Consider the following 22,179-nt stretch of genomic DNA (forward strand, 5'->3'; position numbering starts at 1 on the left):
TCGTGGCACGTGGTACCCAACAACGTTATACAGATGAAGATTTTGAGTCATTAGAAGGACGTGCGAGTAGAACCGAGCAAAAAAAAGCTGTGCAACGTATGGCTGCTTTAGGTGAGCAATTGGCTCAACTCAATCCAAAACAAATTCAAAAGCTTCCTGTCGATGAGCGTTTGATTGATGCATTACTTGAAGTGCAGAAGATCAGTTCATTTGAAGCACGCCGTCGTCAGTTTCAACGTGTTGGTAAGTTATTGCGTAATGAAAATGAAACCACGATTTTATCTTATTTGACACCGCAACAAGGTGCTAAAAAACAAATGCAATTGATGCGTTGGGTCGATCGAATGATTGATCAAGGTGATCCAATCATTAATGAGTTTAGTAAAGTGTTTAATGCTTCTGAACGCCATACTTTGCGTCAGCATGTTTTACGCATTCATCGAGATATCAAACAGCAGGTGAGTGAAGAAGAACTTGCCGCATCCAAGCTCAAATTTGTGAACTATGTACAGCAAGTCGCCTTGTTATCTGATCAAGGTTAAAGCCAAAAAGAAGTTTCAGTTGAAACTTCTTTTTATTTTTAGGCATTAATTCTCAAACGAAATGCTAGCTCGTTCTTTTGCCCACTCTCTTAAAATAAATTTTTGTAATTTGCCTGTTGATGTTTTTGGAATCTCAGTAATCACGACATCTTTGGGAACTTTAAAGCGAGCCAGTTCTTTTTGGCAATGTGCAATAATTTCTTCTGCGGAAGCAGATGCACCTTGCTTCAACTCAATAAATGCACAAGGCACTTCTTGCCAACGTTCATCAGGTTTTGCGACCACTGCGGCGGTGAGTACAGCAGGGTGGCGGTAAAGTACATCTTCGACTTCGAGCGATGAAATATTTTCGCCACCTGAAATGATAATATCTTTAGAGCGATCAGTAATTTTGGCATAACCATCAGGATGGCAAACGGCTAGATCTCCTGTATGAAACCAACCACCTTTAAAAGCTTCTTCAGTCGCTTGTGGATTTTTGAGATAACCTTTCATCACGATATTACCACGGAACATAATTTCGCCCATGGTTTGTCCATCATTCGGTACGGGTTGCATCGTTTCAGGATCAAGTACTCGCATACTGTCTTGGAGTGGATAAGGAACACCTTGACGAGAATGAAGTTGAGCCTGTTCTTGAATAGATAAGTCACTCCATCCTGCTTGCGAAGCACATAATGCCGATGGACCATAGGTTTCTGTCAAACCATATACATGATTAACATTAATTCCAATATGGCGCATACCTTCAATAATCGCAACGGGCGGGGCAGCTCCAGCAACCATGACTTCAACATGGTGGTTGAAAGCTGTTTTTTGTTCTGCTGGAGTATTGATGAGCATGGATAAGACAATTGGCGCACCGCAGAAATAATCGACTTTGTGTTCAGCGATATATTTAAAAATTAAAACTGGATCAACTCGACGTAAGCAAATATTGGTGCCGCCACTGGCAGCAATTGACCATGCAAAACACCAACCATTACAGTGAAATAGTGGTAGTGTCCATAGATAAACCGCACGAGGTTTCATACCACATGCCAAAATATTACTGGCCGCATTGAGATAAGCACCACGATGGTGATAAACCACACCTTTTGGATTGCCTGTGGTGCCTGAAGTATAATTCAGACTAATCGCATCCCATTCATCTTGTGGAAGTAGCCATTCAAATTCAGGGTTGCCTTCAGCTAACCACGATTCATATTCATATTGCCCAAGTGCAATTTGCTCACCTTCGTATTCCTGATCAAATACATCAATCACAATAATATCTTGAGTGATCAGCTTTAACGCTTCTTCAGCAAGTGATCTGAATTCTGGATCGACCAAAAGAACTTTTGATTCTGCATGAGCCAGCATAAAAGCAATGGTTTTGGCATCGAGACGAGTATTCAGCGTATTGAGTACTGCACCTGCCATTGGTACAGCGAAATGTGCTTCAATCATTGCAGGTACATTCGGCAAGAGTACCGAAACGGTATCATTCTTTTGAATTCCTAACTGAGTGAGCTGATGTGCAAACTGGCGACAACGTTGATAGCTTTGTTGCCATGTGATTTGACGTTCCCCATGAATAATGGCGGCTTGGTATGGATAAATATAAGCAGCACGTTCTAAATAACGTAAAGGTGATAAAGCAACGAAATTTGCAGGGGTTCTCGGTAATTCATCATATGCACTAACCATGTGTTTGCTCCATTTGTGTTTTTTTCATTTATATCTATATCAACATAGTGTGTCATTCAGTCTAAATCATTTAGGCTTTAGTCGGAGATGAAGCTTAATCAATCTAGGTTTTTATGATTCAAAGGTTTCATCCTCAACTAAACCTGTGTAAAATCTTGAATACTTTTTTATCCGCCGTTTTTTATCTTTTGAGGTTCGCCTCAATACATAATCTCGCGGTGATATGCTCCTTCGTATAGGGCATCACTCCTTAAGGATTTTATTATGCCAATTATTACTTTGCCAAATGGCGATCAAAAACAGTTTGATCAAGCCGTATCTGTGATGGACGTTGCATTAAGCATTGGTCCGGGTCTTGCGAAAAATACCGTAGCAGGTCGTGTTAATGATCGTCTAGTCGATGCTTCAGACTTGATTACCGAAGATGCAACTGTGCAAATTATCACGCCTAAAGATGAAGAAGGCGTAGAGATTATTCGTCACTCTTGCGCACATCTCGTTGGTCACGCTGTTAAGCAGCTGTTTCCAGAAGCAAAAATGGTAATTGGTCCAGTCATTGAAGAAGGTTTCTACTATGACATCTGGATGCCACGTCCTTTTACTTTAGATGATATGGCAGCGATTGAAGAGCGTATGAAAAAGCTCATCGATCAAGATTATGATGTCATTAAAAAAATGACACCACGTGATGAGGTGATTGCAGAATTCACAGCACGTGGCGAAGAATACAAATTGCGCTTGATCGCAGACATGCCGAATGAAACACAAATGGGCTTGTACTACCATCAAGATTATTTGGATATGTGCCGTGGTCCGCACGTACCCAACACTAAATTCTTAAAATCATTCAAGCTCACAAAAATCTCTGGTGCTTACTGGCGTGGTGATGCGAAGAATGAACAGCTTCAACGCATCTATGGTACGGCTTGGGCTGATAAAAAACAGTTAGCTGCATATATCAAACGTATTGAAGAAGCAGAAAAGCGTGACCATCGTAAAATTGGTAAAGCATTAGATTTATTCCATATGCAAGAAGAAGCACCAGGTATGGTGTTCTGGCATCCAAATGGTTGGACAATCTATCAAGTGCTTGAGCAATACATGCGTAAAGTTCAGCAAGACAATGGCTACCTAGAGATTAAAACGCCGCAAATCGTCGATTTTACGCTTTGGGAAAAATCTGGTCATGCAGCCAACTACGCAGACAACATGTTTACAACTCATTCAGAGAGTCGTAACTATGCTGTTAAGCCAATGAACTGCCCTTGTCACGTACAAGTGTTTAACCAAGGCTTGAAATCTTACCGTGATTTACCAATTCGTTTGGCTGAGTTTGGTTCTTGTCATCGTAATGAGCCATCAGGTTCTTTACACGGGATTATGCGTGTTCGTGGATTTACCCAAGATGATGCACATATTTTCTGTACTAAAGAACAAATTGGTCAAGAAGTTGCTGACTTTATTAAGCTGACTTTAGATGTTTATAAAGACTTCGGCTTTGAAGAAGTGCAAATGAAATTGTCTACACGTCCTGAAAAACGTGTCGGTGATGATGCACTTTGGGATTTAGCTGAAAAATCTTTGGCGGATGCTTTAGATAACGCAGGCTTGGCTTGGGATTTGCAACCTGGTGAAGGTGCATTCTATGGTCCGAAAATTGAATTTTCATTGAAAGATTGCTTAGGCCGTGTATGGCAGTGCGGTACGATTCAATGTGACTTCAACTTACCAATTCGCTTAGATGCGTCTTATGTCACTGAAGACAATGATCGTGATCAACCAGTCATGCTTCATCGTGCAATTCTTGGTAGTTTTGAGCGATTTATTGGTATACTAATTGAACATTATGCGGGTTTCATGCCACCTTGGCTTGCACCTGTGCAAGCGTGTGTAATGAATATTACCGATGCACAAGCAGAAGCATGTGAACAAGTGGTTGCAAAACTCAAAGAAAATGGTCTTCGTGCTATTTCTGACTTGAGAAATGAAAAAATCGGATTTAAGATTCGTGAGCGTACCCTAGAGCGTATTCCTTACCTTCTAGTTCTTGGTGATCGAGAAGTTGAAGAAGGTACTGTTAATGTGCGTACTCGCTCAGGAAAAAATTTAGGTACTATGTCAGTAGATGCATTTATTGACCTAGTGAAATCTGCCGTTGCCGAACGCGGCCGGTATATTGTGGAGTAATAAAGATTAAACAGCCTGACCGTAACCAGCAACAAGGTGCTAAAAGTAACCGTCCTGCAATTAACGAAGAGATCCGTGCGAAAGAAGTACGCCTCGTCGCTGCAGATGGAGAACAAAAAGGTGTTGTTTCATTAACTGAAGCATTACGTGCTGCTGAAGAAGCTAATCTTGACCTTGTTGAGATTGTTGCTAATGCAGAACCGCCTGTTTGTAAAATCATGGACTACAACAAGCACTTATTTGACTTAAAGCAAAAGCAAAAAGATGCGAAGAAAAAACAGCATCAAGTGCAAGTGAAAGAAATCAAGTTACGTCCTGCAACGGACGTAGGTGATTACCAAGTAAAATTGCGTGCAATTTTACGTTTCCTTGAAGAAGGAAATAAGGTGAAAATTACCTTGCGTTTCCGTGGTCGTGAGATGGCACATCAACAGCTTGGTTTGGCTCAATTACAAAAAATTGAAGCTGACGTTGCTGAATTTGGCGTAGTTGAACAAGCGCCGAAGATGGAAGGTCGTCAGATGGGCATGTTACTTGGTCCGAAAAAGAAAAAGTAATCATCCAATCATCAAAAAAGCCCTGCTCGAATAGCAGGGCTTTTTTGATTTAAAGCATAATTACTCAGTACTTACAGTTTTTTCTGTAGAATCAGGCTGATCAAGTAAAAGTTTTTTCTTACCAATTGGGATTTCGCGTGGAAGTTTCTCTTCTGGTATGATTCGTTCCAACTCAATGACCAATAAACCATTCTCATAATCAGCTTGTTGAACTTCAATATGTTCATCTAAGCGTAAAGACAATTTAAAGGCACGACGCGCGATTCCTTTATGCAGATATTCAGTTGTTTCTTTCTGAACAACCTCAGGTTTACCTGAAATGGTAAGAAGCTGATTTTCTAGACTCAGTCCTAATTCCTCTAGGCTAAAACCTGCGGTAGCCACCACAATGCGATAACGGTTTTCACCAGATTTCTCTATGTTATATGGAGGGTAATTGGGTGTATCACTTTGCATGGCGTAGTCAATAAAATCATTTAAACGGTCAAATCCAATGCTACGACGAAATAAAGGATGAAGATCTAGATTACTCATGATTAGAACCTCCTGAGGTCAGCAAAGTTTTAAAAATAAGAAGATAAAACTTAAACCTGCCATGTAAAAACATCGACAGAATGTTAAAAATCGTCATTTCTAACACAATAATTAATATAGGTTTGGGTTTAAAAAATTCAAGTTAAAGATCTATTTTTTTAAGTAAATTTTATATATAATTGATAATTATAGAAAATTATTTTTAATTTGCAGAACTTGTTGTTTCTTTTTAAATCTATTAAGGTGTGTAAAGAGCCACTATCTACGGTGTATGGAGAATAATTTTAAAATGATTGATCTTTATTATTGGGGAACACCCAATGGACATAAAATAACCATTGCACTTGAGGAAATGGGCTTGGATTATCAAATTTTTCCAATTAATATTTTGGAAAATGATCAGTTCCAACCTGATTTTTTACGTATTTCGCCAAATAATAAAATTCCAGCGATTGTTGATCAAAATGGACCGCGAGGTGAACCGATTTCTGTATTTGAATCAGGTGCGATCCTACAATATTTAGGTCGGAAGACTGGATTATTCTATCCTACGGATGAACAAGAGCGAGTTGAAGTAGAGCAATGGTTAATGTGGCAAATGGGTGGGTTTGGTCCAATGCTAGGGCAAAATCATCATTTTAATAAATTTGCACCTGAACGTATTCCTTATGCAATTAATCGTTATATCAATGAGACTAAGCGCCTTTACACTGTTTTAAATAAGCAATTGATTGGTCAGAAGTTCGTGGCGGGTGAGTATTCAATTGCCGATATGGCAATCTTGCCTTGGGCATTGCGTTATGAATGGCAAGGCATTCAGCTTGAAGATTATCCATATGTGCAAGACTATATTGAACGCTTAACGGCGCGTTCTGCGATACAAAAAGCTTTATCGATCCAAGTCTAATATTTTACCGTGTTTAAGTTTGCCTCATGAGTTATTGGTTGTTGTTTATATCTGCTTTTGGGGCTGCGACGTTATTACCTTTACAGTCGGAAGCAGTATTAATAACCTTATTGATACAAGGGCTTTCCAATCCTCTTTATCTGATCTTGGTTGCAACCATTGGAAATGTCTTGGGTTCATGTGTGAACTGGTGGTTAGGACTGAAAATTGAACATTTTAAAGGTAAAAAATGGTTTCCTGTTTCTGGACGGCGTTTAGAGCAGGCTCAACAGATTTATCATAAATATGGTTTTTATTCACTTCTACTGAGTTGGACACCTGTGATTGGTGATCCGATTACCTTGATTGCAGGATTGATGAAAGAAAATTTTTGGCGATTTTTATTGATTGTCACCATCGCCAAAGGTGGGCGTTATTTAACGTTGTATGTGTTATATGTTGGAGTCTTTTGAAAAAAGGGAAAGTTTGACTTTCCCTAAAACCTTTAATGATCAGTACCTTTAGTAATATCGACGTTAAATAAATCGCTGGTTTTCAACCAACAGTAAGTTACAACTGCAAGCGTCATACAACCACCAAATAGGGTCGCAGTGATTGTTCCGAGATATTTGGCTGCCAGACCTGATTCAAAAGCCCCGAGTTCATTACTCGATGAAACGAACATTCCATTTACCGCAGCCACTCGACCTCGCATATTTTCAGGCGGGAAAATTTGTAGCACAGTTTGACGAACTACGACAGAAACACTGTCACAAGCACCAGTCATGGCTAAGGCAAATAGTGATAGCCATATATTGTTTGAAAAGGCGAACAGAATGGTAAAAATACCAAAGCCAGCGACAGCCAATAACATATTCCGCCAAGCGTGGTGCATTGGTGGGAATTTGGTCAGGACAATCATAGTAATCAGTGCGCCGATCGAAGGGGCGGCGCGTAGATAACCTAAACCTTCAGGGCCGACCTTTAAGATTTCTTCTGCAAAAATGGGCAATAATGCAATCACACCGCCAAAGAGTACCGATACCAAGTCTAGTGAGATTGCCCATAAAACAATTTTGGTTTTCCAAATAAAGCGGAAACCATCGGTCAGGCTTTGTAAGACATTCTCAGTTTCCATTTTGGGGAATGTTCGTTTTTGTAAGCAATTAATCAAAATAAAGCAGATTGCCAATAATGTTGATACTGCAAAAAGGCTCGTTTCGCGTCCCAGAAATGCCAACATAAAACCACCCAACATTGGCCCAATAATGACACCACTTTGCCAGCCGATCGTGGTCCAAGTGGCACCATTTGCATACAGTTCGCGTGGAATTAAAAAGGGTTTGAGTGAGGTTGCTGATGGATTGTAAAAACCTCGAATAGTACCCAAGGCAAATATGACAGCATAAATGCCCCAAGAAAGTGTGCTAATACCAATTTTTTCTAAGCCATGGAAATGGAATAAGCCCCAAAGAACCAAAGGTAAAGGAATGGAAAAGAATAAACAGACCTTCATAATGCTTTGTTTATTCAGTTTATCTGCAAAATAACCACCCCATAAAGAAAGCGTGATAAATGGGATTGCTTCAGCCAAACCAATAAAACCCAAGGTTAGGGGATCACGAGTGATTTGATAGAGTGAATAAGCAACAATAATTTCCTGAATTAAAATTGCCAGTGTTAAGCAAAATTGATTCAAGGTCACAATAGAGAAATCTCGATACCGTAACGCGGCGAATGCATCATTCTGAATATTCATAAGAATAAAGATTTAATAATTTGATTCTATTATAGGCGCTAATTTTGTGGATTTTTCTCATAATTTGAGAATTAATTATGGAAAATAACGTTTGAGAAAAATAAAGTAGTTGATGTTAAAAAATGAGCATTTTACTTTTGTTTTAAAGGCAGATGCTATATGATACTGCCTTCCTTACCTGCAGGTCGATTTGCAATAGTGCAAACGAGCCGAACAGGTGCCCAAAAGAGGTTACTATGGCTAAGTTAAAAACTCGCCGTGGTGCAGCTAAACGCTTTAAAGCGACTGCAAACGGTTTCAAGCGCAAACAAGCATTCAAGCGCCACATTTTGACCAAAAAATCTGCTAAGCGTATCCGTCAATTGCGCGGTTGTGTAATGGTTCACGTAAGTGACGTTGCATCAGTTCGTGCTATGTGCCCATACATCTAAGGAGATTATAAATGGCTCGTGTAAAACGTGGTGTACAGGCTCATCGCCGTCACAAAAAAATTCTTGCTCGCGCTAAAGGTTACTATGGTGCTCGTTCACGCGTTTACCGCGTAGCGTTCCAAGCAGTAATCAAAGCTGGCCAATATGCTTACCGTGACCGCCGTCAAAAGAAACGTCAATTCCGTGCTTTATGGATTGCGCGTATCAATGCTGGTGCTCGTCTTAACGGTTTGTCTTACAGCCGTATGATCGATGGCTTGAAAAAAGCTCAAGTGATCATCGACCGTCGCGTATTAGCTGACATCGCTATGCATGATGCAGTTGCATTTGCTGCTTTAGCTGAAAAAGCTAAAGGCGCATTAGCTGCATAAGCTTAGAGATTCAAAGAAGGCCGCTTTTTAGCGGTCTTTTTTATTTTTAGTGAATTGGATTTTCAATAATAGATAATAATCAGAGATATATGATGCAAGACGAAAATTTTTTAAATGATTTAATTCAACAAGTCCAGCAAGGTCGCCCATTTAAATATTTATATTTCTGGAGACATACTCCAAAGCAAAACAATCATGTGGATAAAAGTTGTTTTAGCCAGTGGTTTTCATTACCATTTAAACAGGAGGGTGTTGAATATCTCACAGCAGAACATTATATGATGGCGCAAAAAGCAAAACTCTTTAACGATGATGAGATATTTCAACAGATTTTGAAGGTCACCACCCGAATGAAGCAAAACAGCTCGGTCGGAAAGTACAGCATTATGACGAGCAGTTGTGGCAGGAAAAGCGTTTTGAGATCGTAGTACAGGCAAATTGGGCTAAATTTTCACAGCATCCTGAGCTAAGAGATTTTCTACTTACTACGCATGATCGTATTTTGGTTGAAGCATCGCCCGTTGATCAGATTTGGGGGATTGGAATGGCACAAGATCACGAGCATATTCAAGACCCGAACCTATGGCAGGGGTTAAACTTACTTGGATTTGCTCTGATGCAGGTTCGGTCTCAATTTCTGGCTCATTAATATTGAGCCTTTGAGAAGAAGCTATACTCTGTACTTATTGTATAGCCCTTATAGTCTGCTCAAACATGCTGATGTTATGGCGATACGATTTGATTCAATATCTAAATCTGGTTCTATCAACATCTATGAATGTGACTGAGCGCTTGATGGAAGTTATAGTCCAAAATAATAAGCAACCAAACAAATAATCACGGTTAATATAATCAATTTAATCACGCCAGACGCACCTACTTTATGATGGTGGGACTTATTAATCTGATGTGGAATTTCCATGGTTCGGTCAATGATTTCAGGTTCTTCTGCCGTAAGTTGAGCCGTTTGGTAGTGATTTGCGGTTTTTACAATCAGCTTGGCAAATAAGTCATCCGTTTTTTGTGAAAAATTACGGAGATTAATCTGTTCTTCAGGGCTAATTAACTCACCTGTAGTCGTATAAGGATGCTTTCTTTGTTGTTCTAAATAATCAGTTAATGCTTGTGTGCGATGTAATAATCGATGTGCACAATCCGCTGGATAATCTGTTGGAATCAATGCTAATTGTTTGCTAGAAAGATGTGTAAGATCAGCTTCATAACCATAAAAAGGCAAATCTTGTTGTTCTGGCTCTGGAAAATGTTCAGCATATTTACTATCGAACAGTTCTTTCTCCAAGACAATGGCAGCCTGATTCCAATTTATCTTCTGTAAGTCAGCATCAATTTTTTTGGCGAATTTATCATTCAACTCATAACGCCAAAATACTTCTTGGTGGAGTGTTGTTTGTTGAGATGCCGGCGCATCAAAGGCTTGATCACTGTTATCCCATTCAGCCAGTTCATGGCCACAGATCCATGCGGTTTTTTTATTGCCTTGATGGCTCACAATAAAATGCGCAAAGGGAAGCAGCTCTACGTTAGCATTTGGATTTTGCTCATCATTCAGTACGCTAGATAAATGTAGGCTGAGTTTTTTAATACCTTGTTTTTTTAAGCCTTCAAGCCAAATCTGGAAATGTTGTGCCAACAGGTGTTGAGAGAGTAAGTCTCTAAAAATCAGTCGATTTTGATTGAAAATCGGATGTTCAACCCAACGGCTAAAATTGAGATTTCCTGCTAAATATTCATTGCCATAAGTCACTAGTGTAAGCTGTTGTTTCCAGATTTGATCAAGCGCCATCGTTATTCTTTCTCATTGACGATATCGGTATCTTATACATTTTATTCAATTGTTGAGTAATTTTTCAGAAATTTTAGTTGATCTGCTTAGGTATCTTGTTGTTTTATTTTTGCATCTTTATTTTCAAAAGTACGTTATTTAAACCGCTGTTTATTTTCATCAAACTGGTAAAAAGCTGATAAACTATAGCGTTTTATTATATTTCTATATTTTGTTGCTTTGAGAGTTACTATGTCACTGGAAGCCCTGACCACTGAAGCGCTTGCTGCCATTGCAGCGGCTCAAGACCTTGCTGCACTCGATCAAGTTCGTGTGCAATTTACAGGGAAGAAAAGCCAGCTTGCAGAGCAGTCGAAAGCACTTGGAAAAATGGATCCTGAAGAGCGAAAAGTACAAGGTGCTGCGATTCATGCTGTGCGTGAAGCAATCAATACGGCTTTGACTGAGCGTCAACAGACATTACAACAAGCTGAACTTGCAAAAAAATTAGCAAGTGAAACCATTGATATTACTTTACCGGGCCGCGGTCAGCGCATGGGAAGTATTCATCCTGTTACTCAAGTACAAGAGCGTATTTGCCAATTCTTTACTAAAGCAGGTTTCCAAATAGCACATGGTCCAGAAGTTGAAGATGATTATCACAACTTTGAAGCCTTAAATATTCCGGGACATCACCCAGCCCGTGCGATGCATGACACTTTCTACTTTGATGCAACCCATTTGCTTCGTACCCATACTTCAGGCGTGCAAATTCGAACCATGGAAACCAGTCAGCCGCCAATTCGTATCGTGTGTCCTGGCCGTGTTTATCGTTGTGACTCAGATCAAACCCATTCGCCAATGTTCCATCAGATCGAAGGTTTGTACGTTGCTGAAAATACCAGCTTTGCTGAGTTAAAAGGTTTATTGATTAACCTACTCAATGAGTTCTTTGAAAAAGATTTAAAAGTACGTTTCCGTCCATCTTACTTTCCATTTACAGAGCCAAGTGCAGAAGTGGATATTATGGATGAACGTGGTCGCTGGTTAGAAGTTTTAGGCTGTGGCATGGTGCATCCAAATGTATTGCGTGCCGCAGGAATTGATCCTGATAAATACAAAGGCTTTGCCTTTGGTCTAGGGGTAGAACGTTTTGCAATGTTGCGTTATGGCATCAATGATTTGCGTATGTTCTACCAAAATGACGTGCGTTTCTTACGCCAATTTGCCTAAACAGTTTTTCAGGATTAAAGAAGGTTTATACAAATGAAAATTAGTGAAAATTGGTTACGCAGCTGGGTAAATCCAGCGATTGATAGCGATACATTGTCTGATCAATTGACCATGTTGGGTTTGGAAGTTGATGAGTTAGCACCTGTTGCAAAACCGTTTACTGGTGTGGTTGTTGGTGAAGTCCTTACGGTTGAACAACATCCAGATGCGGATCGTTTACGTGTGACCACGATTAATATTGGTTCGGGTGAAGCCTTACAGATTGTCTGTGGTGCGCCAAATGTTCGTGTGGGCATGAAAGCTCCTGTTGCAACTATCGGTGCAGTATTGCCAGGTGATTTCAAAATTAAAAAAGGCAAGCTCCGTGGTGTTGAATCACAAGGTATGCTCTGTGGTGCTTCTGAAATTGATTTAGAAGACAAAATTGATGGTTTGTTAGAGTTGCCTGCTGATGCACCAGTGGGGATGAATATTCGTGAATATTTAAAGCTTGATGACAATGTCATTGATATCAGTATCACACCAAACCGTGGTGACTGCTTTAGTATCCGCGGGATTGCCCGTGAAATCGCAGTGATCAATCAGTTAAAGGTGAATGAGCCTGAGATCCAGTCTATACCTGCAACAATCACAGATGAGAAAGCAGTAACGATTAGCACGGAAGGTACACCACGTTATTTGGGTCGTATTATCAAAAATGTCAATGTCAAAGCGCCGACACCGGAATGGATGGAACAGGCATTGGCACGCTCAGGCATTCGTACGCATAGTATTTTGGTGGATATTACTAACTATGTATTACTCGAGCTTGGTCAACCGATGCATGCCTTTGACTTGGCAAAAATCGAAGGTTCGATTCAAGTGCGCCAAGCGCAGCCACAAGAAAAACTGACTTTGCTCAATGATCAAGAAGTTGAACTGCAAGATGACATGATGGTTATTGCAGATGATCAGAAAGTATTGGCAATGGCAGGCATTATGGGCGGGCTGGATTCATCGGTAACTGATGAGACTCAAGATATCTTCCTCGAAAGTGCGTTCTTTGCGCCTTTAGCTATTGCAGGGCGTGCTCGTCGTTTCGGTTTGCATACTGACTCATCACAGCGCTACGAACGTGGCGTTGACTTTGAATTGCCGATGATTGCTATGCACCGTGCTTCTGAGCTGATTCAAGCCTTTGCTGGTGGTGAATTTGGTCCAATTACCGTTGCCGAGCAAGAGGCTTTATTGCCGAAACGTGAAGCGATTGTATTGCTACAAGCACAGGTTGATCAGTTGTTAGGCTATCAAGTTGCTGGTGATTTTATTGCGGATGCGTTAACACGGTTGGGCTGTGTGGTTGAAAGCAAAGCTGAAGGTGAGTGGAGCGTAGTTCCACCATCACATCGCTATGATATGGCAATTTATCAAGACTTGATTGAAGAAGTTGCACGTATTCACGGCTATGACAATATTCAAATCAGTTTGCCAAAAATTGATGTGACATTGGAGAAATATCAAGATCGTTTTGAAATCGCTCAATTACGTCAAACGATAGCAACCTTGGGTTACCAAGAAGCGATTAGTTTTAGCTTTGCCGATGCAAAACTTGAGAAGCAATTGAATCCAAACGTACAGCCATTAATGCTTGCCAACCCAATTTCAAGTGACTTGGCTGCAATGCGTAGTACTTTGTTATCCAGCCTGATTCCTTGTGTCCAGTACAATTTAAACCGTCAGCAGCAGCGTATCCGTTTCTTTGAACTGGGCTTACGTTTTGATTATCAAAATGCACAAAGTATTCATGACCTGAAACAGATTCCGACTCTGGCCTTGATTGCGGTTGGTTCACGTGTACCAGAATCTTGGCATGCAAAACCACAGGTAATGGATTTCTTTGATTTCAAGGGTGAGGTGGAAGAAATTCTGGCTGCGGGGCGTGTAAAGGCTGAATTTGTCCGTACTGAGCGTGCATGGCTGCATCCAGGTCAATCTGCGGAAATTGTGGTGGATGGACAGTCGATTGGTTACTTGGGGCGTTTACACCCGTCACTGGAAAATGAACTCGATTTGGGCACAACATGGGTGGCAGAACTGGATCAGCAGGCTGTTTTGCAATCTTATGTATCTAATTTTACAGAATTATCACGTTTTCCATCGGTTAGACGTGATATTGCGCTTTTAATCTCTGATAATATTGAGGTTAGAGATATTCAGCGCTTAATTGAGCAGACTGGTGGTGAGTTACTCGACTCAACATGGTTGTTCGATGTGTATACGGGTCAAGGGGTTGAACAAGGCAAGCGCTCTTTAGCTTTTGCAGTGTTGTGGCAACATCCAGCACGTACGCTTGAAGATGCTGAAATTAAATCTGGTATGGATAACATTATTCAAGTGTTGGAAGACACTTACCAAGCGACATTGAGGGCCTCATGACAGCATTAACAAAAGCAGAGATGGCGGACCATTTAAGTGAGCTTACTAGCTTAAATCGCCGTGAAGCAAAACAGATGGTTGAGTTGTTTTTTGATGAGATCAGCCAAGCATTAATTGCGGGTGAACAAGTCAAACTTTCTGGTTTCGGTAATTTTGAATTACGTGATAAACGTGAGCGTCCAGGACGCAATCCAAAAACGGGTGAAGAAATCCCGATTTCTGCCCGCCGAGTGGTTACGTTTAGAGCGGGTCAAAAATTTAGACAGCGCGTTGGAAATGAGCAGATCGATTGATCTGCTTTTTTTATAGTGATATTTTTATTTGATTAAAAATCTAGGCGTAAAAAAAGAGAACCTATAATGGTTCTCTTTTTGATAATCTAAAAATATTAGATTATTGAGCAGCAGAAGCTGGAGCAGCTTCAGAAGCAGCAACGTCAGAAGCAGCAGCAGCAACGTCAGAAGCAGCAGCAGCAACGTCAGAAGCAGCAGCTTCAGCAGCAGTAGTAGCTTCAGAAGCAGCAGCTACAGCTTCAGACGCAGCAGCGTTAGCATCAGCAGCAGGAGCTTCTTCTTTCTTAGAGCAACCAACGAAAGCTAAAGTAGTAGCAATAGCAGCAGCAACAGCGAATTTTTTGAATAACATGGCATCACTCTCATAAAATTGTGAGATTAAAAAAAACCTAGAGTTAGTCTGTTTGTGCTTTTATTATTCCTAAACGCTTTAGGTAACAACGCAGGGAGCAGCCTAACTGGTCTGCTGCTATCCTATCAAAGCAGATCATGAATTACTACTGTTCTGTCCAACAAAACGACAAAAATGGGCAGAATTTGTCTATTTTTTGATAGAAAAAAACTATGGAAATTAAAATTAAAATCGGTATTTTATTGTTTTTTTATTGAAATTAATTTTAAATTTATTAAAAACAAAGGTTTATTGTTTTATTGGAATTTTAAAATAATCTGTAAATATTATGTAAGTTTGTCAACCAAATAAAAAAGGCTACCATAAAGGTAGCTTTTTTAATGCACTTATCTTATGTCGATGCTTTACGTTTCATTTGATCAAAGAAGTCATCATTAGTTTTGGTTTCCTTCATACGATCTAATAAGAATTCCATTGCAGCAAGTTCATCCATAGGGTGAAGCAATTTGCGTAAAATCCAAACTTTACGTAGATTTTCTTCGCTCATTAGGCGCTCTTCACGACGAGTTCCAGATTTTTTGATATTCATTGCAGGGAATACTCGTTTCTCTGCGATACGGCGATCAAGCGTAATTTCTTGGTTACCTGTACCTTTAAATTCTTCGTAAATTACATCATCCATTTTACTGCCTGTTTCGATCAAAGCAGTTGAAATGATGGTTAGAGAACCACCTTCTTCGATGTTACGCGCAGCACCGAAGAAACGTTTAGGGCGTTCTAATGCATGAGCATCCACACCACCGGTTAATACCTTACCTGATGATGGAATCACAGTGTTGTAGGCGCGGGCAAGACGAGTAATTGAGTCAAGTAAAATCACAACGTCTTTTTTATGCTCAACTAAACGTTTTGCTTTCTCAATCACCATTTCTGCAACCTGAACATGTCGAGCAGGTGCTTCATCAAATGTTGATGCCACAACTTCACCGCGAACAGTACGTTCCATTTCTGTAACTTCTTCAGGACGTTCGTCAATTAAAAGTACGATTAAGAACACTTCAGGATTATTACGCACAATGGATTGAGCAATGTTTTGTAATAGCATTGTTTTACCCGCTTTAGGCGGTGCAACAATAATAGAACGCTGACCTTTACCAATCGGTGCCACCAGATCAACTACACGGGCAGTGAGGTCTTCAGTGGTTCCATTGCCCAGTTCCATGACTAACTGTTCAGTTGGGAACAATGGTGTCAGGTTTTCAAATAAAATTTTATTACGCGAGTTCTCAGGTGTGTCATAGTTAATTTGATTAACTTTGAGTAATGCAAAGTAACGTTCGCCTTCTTTTGGTGGGCGAATAGTACCTGTAATGGTATCGCCTGTGCGTAAGTTAAAACGGCGAATTTGTGATGGGCTGACATAGATATCATCTGGTCCTGCTAAATATGAACCAGCAGCAGAGCGTAAAAAGCCAAAACCATCTGAAAGAATTTCGAGAACACCATCACCAAAAATTTCTTCGCCATTCATGGCATGGCGTTTTAAAATGGCAAAAATAATATCTTGTTTACGGTTACGTGCCATGCCTTCAAGGCCCATAAACTCCGCAATTTTAATGAGTTCGCCAATGGGTTTTTTCTTGAGTTCAGTTAAGTTCATAAGTGGTCAGACAGAATGGAATAAGTGGAGGAGTGTTTGGAAAGAATAAAAAAATCGACCGCATACATACATGCTGATGTAATTGTATAGTTACACAACCACAATTCAGTAGTCTGGTTCATTGTTTCAGAGAGAAATGTGAAAACAATTATTATTGCCGAGCGGCGATCTTATGTTTGTGTCTTGTAAGAAACGCGATGAAGTAGATTCCATTCAAAGCTTCTTGATCCAAGAATATAAGCGAAACTAAGAAATTTGTCAATTTTTACTGAGAAATACGTCGCTTAATTTAGACGTATTTCTCTTACTTATACGGTCAAAATCTCATTAGATATTTTGATCAATAAATGCTGCAAGTTTAGAACGAGGTGCTGCACCGACTTGTTGCGCAACAACTTCGCCATTTTTAAACATTAATAATGCTGGAATGTTACGAATGTTGTACTTCACAGCAGTGTCTTCACATGCAGTCACGTCAACTTTAACGATTTTGACTTTCCCTGCATATTCATTTGAAAGGTCTTCTAGCACTGGTGCAATGGCTTTACATGGTGCACACCAGCCAGCCCAAAAGTCAACAAGTACAGGAGTTTCAGCATCTAAAACATCTGCTTGGAAGTTTTCATCAGTTGTATTAACAATAGTCGCAGACATAAGGTTACTCCAAATTTAATAAATAAAGTGCAAATTCGTTCATCATCAGCATGAATATTACATTGCTACTTTACTCAATGTAAGGGTTTGTTCTGATTATTCAAGTTTCAAAATGAAAAGTCTAATGGATGCTCACGATGTTGATTATCGGCTTCTACAATCATTTATAGCTTAAAAGCGAAAATACGCACCTATTATTGCTTAAAATGACTTTAAAATTATTGGCGTGTGAATTACTCTAATGCGTGAATTGAGCATAGGTTTATATGAATAATGTCTGATTTTCTGATTGATGAAGAGTTACTTGCTGCAATTGATATGGGGTCGAATAGTTTCCACTTGGCGATTGCTCGTGTTGATCACGGTGAAGTGAAAAAAGTTGCTTCAATGTCAGAAAAAGTACAATTAGCAGCTGGGCTGGATGAAAATAAAAATTTAACTGAAGCTGCGCAACAGCGTGGATTGGCGTGTTTGGCTCGTTTTGTAGGGCGGTTAAGCTCTGTTCAAGCAAATCGGTTAAGAATTGTGGCGACGAATGCTTTAAGACAAGCAAAAAATGGTCATGAATTTATTCAAAAAGCAGCCGAAATCTTACCAAAACCTATTGAAATTATTGCTGGACGTGAGGAAGCTCGTCTTATTTATCTAGGTGTTTCACACACGATGGCCAATGGTGGTCGACGTTTAGTAATTGATATTGGTGGTGGTTCAACAGAGTTCATCATTGGCGAAGAGTTTGAACCGCTACACACTGAATCTTTGCAAATGGGTTGCGTCGCTTACAGTAAAGCTTATTTTGCTGATGGTGAGATTTCAAGCAAGGCTTTTGATAAAGCTGTTGTCGCAGCGCGTAAAGAACTCTCTGCGATTGCAAATACCTATAAAGCAGAAGGTTGGGATACTGTTGTTGGCTCAAGTGGAACAATCAAAGCTTGTCGTCAAATTACTGTAAATCTTGGTTTGAGCGATGAACAAGAAAATTTAACTCGTGAAGGCTTATATAAATTAAAAGATCGTTTGCTCAAATTTAAACATATTTCTGAAATTGATTTTGAAGGTCTACGTGAAGATCGACGAGCAGTTCTGCCAGCAGGTCTTGCGATTTTATATGCCATCTTTGAAGTTTTAGAGCTCGATAAATTGGCATATTCTGATGGTGCTTTACGTGAAGGTGTGATGTATGACTTACTTGGTCGCTTCAAACATGAAGATATTCGTGACCGAAGTGTTCAAGCCTTAATGGGACGTTATAATGCTGACCCAAAGCAAGCTGAACGTGTCGTAAATACAGCACAACAGTTATTTGATGGCGTCGCGGATGCTTTAAATTTAACGACTGAAGACAGTGACTTGCTGCGTCGTGCAGCCTATTTGCATGAAATCGGCTTAGCGATTAGTCATGGTGGATACCATCGTCATGGTGCATATTTATTACAGCACTCCGATATTCCCGGTTTCTCTCAAATCGATCAAAATCACCTCTCTCATCTTGTATCGCACCATCGTCGAAAATTACGTGCAGATGCAAAAAATGACGTTCTAAAAGTTGGTGGTAGTCATTTATTGTATCTCTGCTTACTGCTTCGTCTCGCTGTTTTGCTGAACCATAGTCGTAGTGATCAGATGCTTCCTGCCATTGAACTGAGTGTTGTAAATGGTCAACAATGGCAACTCAGCGTTTCTGGCGATGCTAAACAATGGCCTTTATTGGTTGCTGATTTGCATGATGAGCAAGTGCAATTTAAACATTGGGACATTGAGTTAAATATTCAGTCAGACAATTTTGTTGATTAACAATATATCCTTGTTAGGGATTATCTACGACTTATGAAAAATAAAGCGACTCAGTCCAAGTCTTGGGCTACGGTTCAAATTGCACGACATCCTGAACGTCCGCAATTTCTAGATTATGTCAGTGAAATCTTTACTGAATTTGATGCTCTTCATGGTGACCGTTTATATGGTGACGATGGTGCTATGATTGGCGGTTTAGCTCGTTTCGATGGGCAGCCAGTGATGGTGGTTGGTCAACATCGTGGTCGCAGTACGCGTGAAAAATTACAACATAACTTCGGTATGTGTAATCCAGAAGGTTATCGTAAATCACAGCGTTTACTTGATATGGCTGAACGTTTTAATCTTCCAGTATTTACTTTTGTCGATACCATGGGAGCTTATCCTGGTGTTGGTGCTGAAGAGCGTGGTCAAGCAGAAGCAATTGCAACAAGTTTAGCGCAGCTTTCTAGTTTAAAAGTACCTGTGATTGCGACTGTACTTGGTGAAGGCGGTTCTGGCGGGGCACTTGGTATTGGTGTCGCTGACCGCGTGATTATGCTATCGCATAGTATTTACTCAGTCATTTCACCTGAAGGCTGTGCTTCGATTTTATGGAAAACTGCGGACAAAGCTGCACAAGCCAGTGAAGCGCTCGCATTAACTGCTGACAAGCTGAAAGCTTTAGGTATTGTTGAGTATGTGGTGGATGAGGGTGAGGGTGCTCACTTACAACCTGAAAAAGTCATGCATGATTTGAAAGATGTGTTAAAACAAGCCTTAAATGAATTGCAACCGATGGATGCACAAGAGCGATGCGATGCACGTTATCAACGTTTAATGAAGTTTGGCAGCAGCAATTTAGGCATCGCGTCTTAGCGCAAACTCAGCATTTTTCTGAACAAACTCAATTCTTAATTGGGTGCAGCGGCGGCATGGATTCCATGCTGTTGCTGTATCTGATGTCTGAACTTTTCCCCACCCGAACCCGCGCGATATATATTGATCATCAACTTCAATCGATGAGTGAAGAATGGGGCAATTTAGTACAAAAACACGCTGATGGGCTAAAGATTCCTTGTGCTTTGCAAAAAGTCTCAGTCGGGTCAGGTAATCTAGAGCAACAAGCACGAGATGCGCGCTATCAAGCTTATTGTAGACATTTAACTGAGAATGACATTTTAGTACTTGGCCATCATCAGCAAGATCAAGCGGAAACGCTGTTATTACGATTATTTTCTGGTGCAGGTGTCAATGGTTTGGCCGCGATGCAGCAAATTGATGTTCGGCAAGATATGACCATTTGGCGACCATTTTTAGATCTGAGTCGTGAGCAAATTGAGCAATGGTCACAGCAACTGGGTTTTGATTATGTGACTGATCTCACCAATCACGATACGCACTATGATCGGGCATGGTGTCGAGAAGAGTTATGGCCTGTATTAGAAAATCGCTTCCCTAAAATGCAGTCAGCTGTGTCAAGAACGAGTTATCTGATGCAAGATGCGGCAGAAATTTTAGATGATGTGCTGCAAAGTGATTGGAAATTATGTGCAACTGAGAATGAGCTGGATTTAACTTGTCTGTTGGAATTATCGGATGCACGAAAACGTCAATTGCTGTCTGCTTGGGTAAAAGGTAAGGATCAATATCGCCCAAGCTACGATATGATACAACGCTTACAACAAGAGGTTATTCTGGCAAAACCAGATGCTCAGGCAATTTTACATATCAATCAACACTATTTTGTTCGCTATCAGAAAAAATTATATCGTTTAACTCACAATCAATTATATGCACAAAAACAATCTACCATTCTGCCTGCATTATTAGAGCGATATGAGATGGGTGAAACGATCAAAGTTGCGGCTGGAACGTTTAAGATCGAATCTCAAGCGATTGGATTTTCATCCCAGCTTTTAGGGCGAGAGTTAAAGCTGCTGAAACGCCTAGGAGGGGAAAAAATTCATCTCTATGGTCGAGTTGGACATTGGCCATTGAAAAAAGCCATTCAAGATGCACAGATTTTGCCTTGGTTACGTCATACAATTCAAATATTGGTCGTAGATAATGTTATGCTTGGGGTTTTTAGCCCAAAGGGTTTTTGGTTGGCGCAATCTGATTATTTAGAGCAGGGCGGTTGGCAACCAAGTTTAATTTCTGACTGCAATGACTTTTTTCAGCAGTCTTTTTCATATGATGAGTAGGACATGGCGACAACATTGAATCAAAATATTTGTTTTATTGGTGGTGGTAACATGGCGCAAGCCTTGATTGGTGGGCTACTTTCTCGTGGTTTACCGACGACCCGCATTACCGTTTCTGATCCAGTTGAACAAATTCGTCACATCTTAGAAGAAAAAAATATTCAAACCACAACAGACAATGTGGACGCAATTAAAAATGCGGACGTTGTGGTATTAGCGGTTAAACCCCAAGTTTTGGCAACGGTATTACAACCATTAAAAGGTTTATTGTCGGATAAACTCGTGATTTCAATTATTGCGGGTGCTGAAATTCAAACGATTTCAGATTTAATTGGTGGTAGTCAGCGTATTGTTCGTGTCATGCCGAACACGCCAGCATTGGTACAAACGGGTGCACATGGTATTTATGCATCTGAAGCAGTAAATGCTCAAGATCGTGAATTAACCAGTCAAATTTTGGCTGCGACAGGTTTAACCATTTGGGTAGACAATGAAGCGCAAATTGATGCAGTAACAGCAGTTTCTGGTTCTGGTCCAGCCTATTTCTTTTACTTGATGGAAAGTATGATTCGTGCAGGTAAAAACTTGGGCTTAGATGAGAAAGTCGCGACGGCATTGACCCTGCAAACAGCATTGGGTGCGGCACAAATGGCGATTACTAGCTCAAATTCTCCAACAGAATTACGTAAAAATGTGACTTCTCCAAATGGTACAACGCAAGCAGCTTTAGAAGTGTTTGATCGTGCGCAGATTTCACAAAATATTCAAGCAGCGCTTGCAGCAGCTCAGAAGCGTAGCCAAGAGCTTGCACAAGAGTTGAGTGACAAGACTAAATCGGTTTAAGTAGGATAAG

At 40.3% G+C, this 22,179-nt stretch carries 21 protein-coding genes and 1 pseudogene; 15 read left to right on the forward strand and 7 right to left on the reverse strand.

The annotated features are described in order from the left end of the window. Positions 1-2 precede the first annotated feature (2 nt). Entirely contained in the window at positions 3-542 is a 540-nt protein-coding gene (gene yjgA / locus F908_RS14875; protein WP_005164369.1) for a ribosome biogenesis factor YjgA, read from the forward strand. A 45-nt stretch (positions 543-587) separates the two neighbouring features. On the opposite strand, the gene F908_RS14880 is transcribed toward yjgA, so the two are convergent. Next, positions 588-2,231, reverse strand: coding sequence for an acyl-CoA synthetase (locus F908_RS14880; RefSeq protein ID WP_005164370.1), 1,644 nt, complete (start codon positions 2,229-2,231; stop codon positions 588-590). Positions 2,232-2,495: 264 nt separating this feature from the next. Between F908_RS14880 and thrS the strand changes: the two genes are divergently transcribed. After that, entirely contained in the window at positions 2,496-4,418 is a 1,923-nt protein-coding gene (gene thrS, locus F908_RS14885) for a threonine--tRNA ligase (RefSeq protein ID WP_005164372.1), read from the forward strand. A 5-nt stretch (positions 4,419-4,423) separates the two neighbouring features. Beyond that, complete coding sequence (gene infC / locus F908_RS15790) at positions 4,424-4,975, forward strand: translation initiation factor IF-3 (protein ID WP_081399795.1); 552 nt, start codon at positions 4,424-4,426, stop codon at positions 4,973-4,975. 60 nt (positions 4,976-5,035) lie between these two features. Here the strand turns inward: infC and F908_RS14895 are convergent, their stop codons facing one another. Then, the gene (locus tag F908_RS14895) at positions 5,036-5,509 is read right to left on the reverse strand and encodes an Hsp20 family protein (protein WP_005164373.1); all 474 of its coding nucleotides are present in this window, start codon (positions 5,507-5,509) and stop codon (positions 5,036-5,038) included. A 289-nt stretch (positions 5,510-5,798) separates the two neighbouring features. Between F908_RS14895 and F908_RS14900 the strand changes: the two genes are divergently transcribed. Next, entirely contained in the window at positions 5,799-6,416 is a 618-nt protein-coding gene (locus F908_RS14900) for a glutathione S-transferase N-terminal domain-containing protein (RefSeq protein ID WP_005164375.1), read from the forward strand. A gap of 26 nt (positions 6,417-6,442) precedes the next feature. Beyond that, the gene (locus F908_RS14905) at positions 6,443-6,868 is read left to right on the forward strand and encodes a YqaA family protein (RefSeq protein ID WP_005164378.1); all 426 of its coding nucleotides are present in this window, start codon (positions 6,443-6,445) and stop codon (positions 6,866-6,868) included. A gap of 32 nt (positions 6,869-6,900) precedes the next feature. Here the strand turns inward: F908_RS14905 and F908_RS14910 are convergent, their stop codons facing one another. After that, on the reverse strand, positions 6,901-8,154 hold the full coding sequence (locus F908_RS14910; protein ID WP_005164379.1) for an MFS transporter: 1,254 nt from the start codon (positions 8,152-8,154) through the stop codon (positions 6,901-6,903). 236 nt (positions 8,155-8,390) lie between these two features. On the opposite strand from F908_RS14910, the gene rpmI reads away from it, so the two are divergent. The 3 genes and pseudogenes from rpmI to F908_RS14925 all read left to right on the forward strand — a co-directional run bounded on the left by rpmI (position 8,391) and on the right by F908_RS14925 (position 9,605). Then, positions 8,391-8,585: a 50S ribosomal protein L35 gene (gene rpmI, locus F908_RS14915; protein WP_004637967.1), complete on the forward strand. Its 195-nt coding sequence runs from the start codon at positions 8,391-8,393 to the stop codon at positions 8,583-8,585. A gap of 11 nt (positions 8,586-8,596) precedes the next feature. Further along, positions 8,597-8,956: a 50S ribosomal protein L20 gene (gene rplT / locus F908_RS14920; RefSeq protein ID WP_004675688.1), complete on the forward strand. Its 360-nt coding sequence runs from the start codon at positions 8,597-8,599 to the stop codon at positions 8,954-8,956. A 92-nt stretch (positions 8,957-9,048) separates the two neighbouring features. Beyond that, positions 9,049-9,605 (forward strand): annotated as a pseudogene (locus tag F908_RS14925) (NADAR family protein). Positions 9,606-9,758: 153 nt separating this feature from the next. On the opposite strand, the gene F908_RS14930 reads toward F908_RS14925, so the two are convergent. Next, a complete protein-coding gene (locus F908_RS14930; RefSeq protein WP_005164383.1) occupies positions 9,759-10,760 on the reverse strand; it encodes a hypothetical protein in 1,002 nt (333 codons plus the stop codon). Between the two features lie 231 nt (positions 10,761-10,991). Between F908_RS14930 and pheS the strand changes: the two genes are divergently transcribed. From pheS to F908_RS14945, 3 genes are read left to right on the forward strand one after another with little or no spacing between them, the layout of a single operon-like run. Beyond that, entirely contained in the window at positions 10,992-11,972 is a 981-nt protein-coding gene (pheS, locus tag F908_RS14935; protein ID WP_005164386.1) for a phenylalanine--tRNA ligase subunit alpha, read from the forward strand. 33 nt (positions 11,973-12,005) lie between these two features. Beyond that, positions 12,006-14,387, forward strand: coding sequence for a phenylalanine--tRNA ligase subunit beta (pheT, locus tag F908_RS14940; RefSeq protein ID WP_005164394.1), 2,382 nt, complete (start codon positions 12,006-12,008; stop codon positions 14,385-14,387). Continuing rightward, positions 14,384-14,680 carry an integration host factor subunit alpha gene (locus tag F908_RS14945; protein WP_004664224.1) on the forward strand — a complete coding sequence of 99 codons (297 nt, stop codon included), beginning with the start codon at positions 14,384-14,386 and terminating at the stop codon, positions 14,678-14,680. Before pheT ends, F908_RS14945 begins: the two co-directional genes overlap by 4 nt. A 100-nt stretch (positions 14,681-14,780) precedes the next feature. On the opposite strand, the gene F908_RS14950 is transcribed toward F908_RS14945, so the two are convergent. The 3 genes from F908_RS14950 to trxA form a co-directional block, all read right to left on the reverse strand. Further along, positions 14,781-15,032, reverse strand: a complete 252-nt coding sequence (locus F908_RS14950; RefSeq protein WP_005164397.1) for a hypothetical protein — start codon at positions 15,030-15,032, stop codon at positions 14,781-14,783. 391 nt (positions 15,033-15,423) lie between these two features. Continuing rightward, positions 15,424-16,692, reverse strand: a complete 1,269-nt coding sequence (gene rho / locus F908_RS14955; protein WP_004906752.1) for a transcription termination factor Rho — start codon at positions 16,690-16,692, stop codon at positions 15,424-15,426. A gap of 327 nt (positions 16,693-17,019) precedes the next feature. Then, entirely contained in the window at positions 17,020-17,346 is a 327-nt protein-coding gene (gene trxA, locus F908_RS14960; RefSeq protein ID WP_004675702.1) for a thioredoxin, read from the reverse strand. 273 nt (positions 17,347-17,619) lie between these two features. Between trxA and ppx the strand changes: the two genes are divergently transcribed. From ppx to proC, 4 genes are read left to right on the forward strand one after another with little or no spacing between them, the layout of a single operon-like run. Next, positions 17,620-19,140: an exopolyphosphatase gene (gene ppx, locus F908_RS14965; protein ID WP_005164404.1), complete on the forward strand. Its 1,521-nt coding sequence runs from the start codon at positions 17,620-17,622 to the stop codon at positions 19,138-19,140. A gap of 33 nt (positions 19,141-19,173) precedes the next feature. After that, complete coding sequence (locus tag F908_RS14970; protein WP_005164406.1) at positions 19,174-19,998, forward strand: acetyl-CoA carboxylase carboxyltransferase subunit alpha; 825 nt, start codon at positions 19,174-19,176, stop codon at positions 19,996-19,998. Then, a complete protein-coding gene (gene tilS / locus F908_RS14975) occupies positions 19,935-21,326 on the forward strand; it encodes a tRNA lysidine(34) synthetase TilS (protein WP_081399883.1) in 1,392 nt (463 codons plus the stop codon). Before F908_RS14970 ends, tilS begins: the two co-directional genes overlap by 64 nt. A 3-nt stretch (positions 21,327-21,329) precedes the next feature. Continuing rightward, positions 21,330-22,169, forward strand: coding sequence for a pyrroline-5-carboxylate reductase (gene proC, locus F908_RS14980; RefSeq protein WP_005164417.1), 840 nt, complete (start codon positions 21,330-21,332; stop codon positions 22,167-22,169). Positions 22,170-22,179: the final 10 nt, after the last annotated feature.

The organism is Acinetobacter sp. NIPH 284, assembly GCF_000369425.1.
GTDB lineage: Bacteria > Pseudomonadota > Gammaproteobacteria > Pseudomonadales > Moraxellaceae > Acinetobacter.

What these genes read in the sequence shown, in the direction of transcription:
- trxA (WP_004675702.1), bottom strand. Translation starts at nt 17,346, where the DNA reads ATGTCTGCGACTATTGTTAATACAACTGATGAAAACTTCCAAGCAGAT.
- F908_RS14900 (WP_005164375.1), top strand. Translation starts at nt 5,799, where the DNA reads ATGATTGATCTTTATTATTGGGGAACACCCAATGGACATAAAATAACC.
- F908_RS14895 (WP_005164373.1), bottom strand. Translation starts at nt 5,509, where the DNA reads ATGAGTAATCTAGATCTTCATCCTTTATTTCGTCGTAGCATTGGATTT.
- rplT (WP_004675688.1), top strand. Translation starts at nt 8,597, where the DNA reads ATGGCTCGTGTAAAACGTGGTGTACAGGCTCATCGCCGTCACAAAAAA.
- rho (WP_004906752.1), bottom strand. Translation starts at nt 16,692, where the DNA reads ATGAACTTAACTGAACTCAAGAAAAAACCCATTGGCGAACTCATTAAA.
- rpmI (WP_004637967.1), top strand. Translation starts at nt 8,391, where the DNA reads ATGGCTAAGTTAAAAACTCGCCGTGGTGCAGCTAAACGCTTTAAAGCG.
- F908_RS14970 (WP_005164406.1), top strand. Translation starts at nt 19,174, where the DNA reads ATGAAAAATAAAGCGACTCAGTCCAAGTCTTGGGCTACGGTTCAAATT.
- F908_RS14950 (WP_005164397.1), bottom strand. Translation starts at nt 15,032, where the DNA reads ATGTTATTCAAAAAATTCGCTGTTGCTGCTGCTATTGCTACTACTTTA.
- F908_RS14880 (WP_005164370.1), bottom strand. Translation starts at nt 2,231, where the DNA reads ATGGTTAGTGCATATGATGAATTACCGAGAACCCCTGCAAATTTCGTT.
- pheT (WP_005164394.1), top strand. Translation starts at nt 12,006, where the DNA reads ATGAAAATTAGTGAAAATTGGTTACGCAGCTGGGTAAATCCAGCGATT.
- tilS (WP_081399883.1), top strand. Translation starts at nt 19,935, where the DNA reads ATGCGATGCACGTTATCAACGTTTAATGAAGTTTGGCAGCAGCAATTT.
- F908_RS14945 (WP_004664224.1), top strand. Translation starts at nt 14,384, where the DNA reads ATGACAGCATTAACAAAAGCAGAGATGGCGGACCATTTAAGTGAGCTT.
- proC (WP_005164417.1), top strand. Translation starts at nt 21,330, where the DNA reads ATGGCGACAACATTGAATCAAAATATTTGTTTTATTGGTGGTGGTAAC.
- pheS (WP_005164386.1), top strand. Translation starts at nt 10,992, where the DNA reads ATGTCACTGGAAGCCCTGACCACTGAAGCGCTTGCTGCCATTGCAGCG.
- F908_RS14930 (WP_005164383.1), bottom strand. Translation starts at nt 10,760, where the DNA reads ATGGCGCTTGATCAAATCTGGAAACAACAGCTTACACTAGTGACTTAT.
- thrS (WP_005164372.1), top strand. Translation starts at nt 2,496, where the DNA reads ATGCCAATTATTACTTTGCCAAATGGCGATCAAAAACAGTTTGATCAA.
- ppx (WP_005164404.1), top strand. Translation starts at nt 17,620, where the DNA reads ATGTCTGATTTTCTGATTGATGAAGAGTTACTTGCTGCAATTGATATG.
- F908_RS14905 (WP_005164378.1), top strand. Translation starts at nt 6,443, where the DNA reads ATGAGTTATTGGTTGTTGTTTATATCTGCTTTTGGGGCTGCGACGTTA.
- F908_RS14910 (WP_005164379.1), bottom strand. Translation starts at nt 8,154, where the DNA reads ATGAATATTCAGAATGATGCATTCGCCGCGTTACGGTATCGAGATTTC.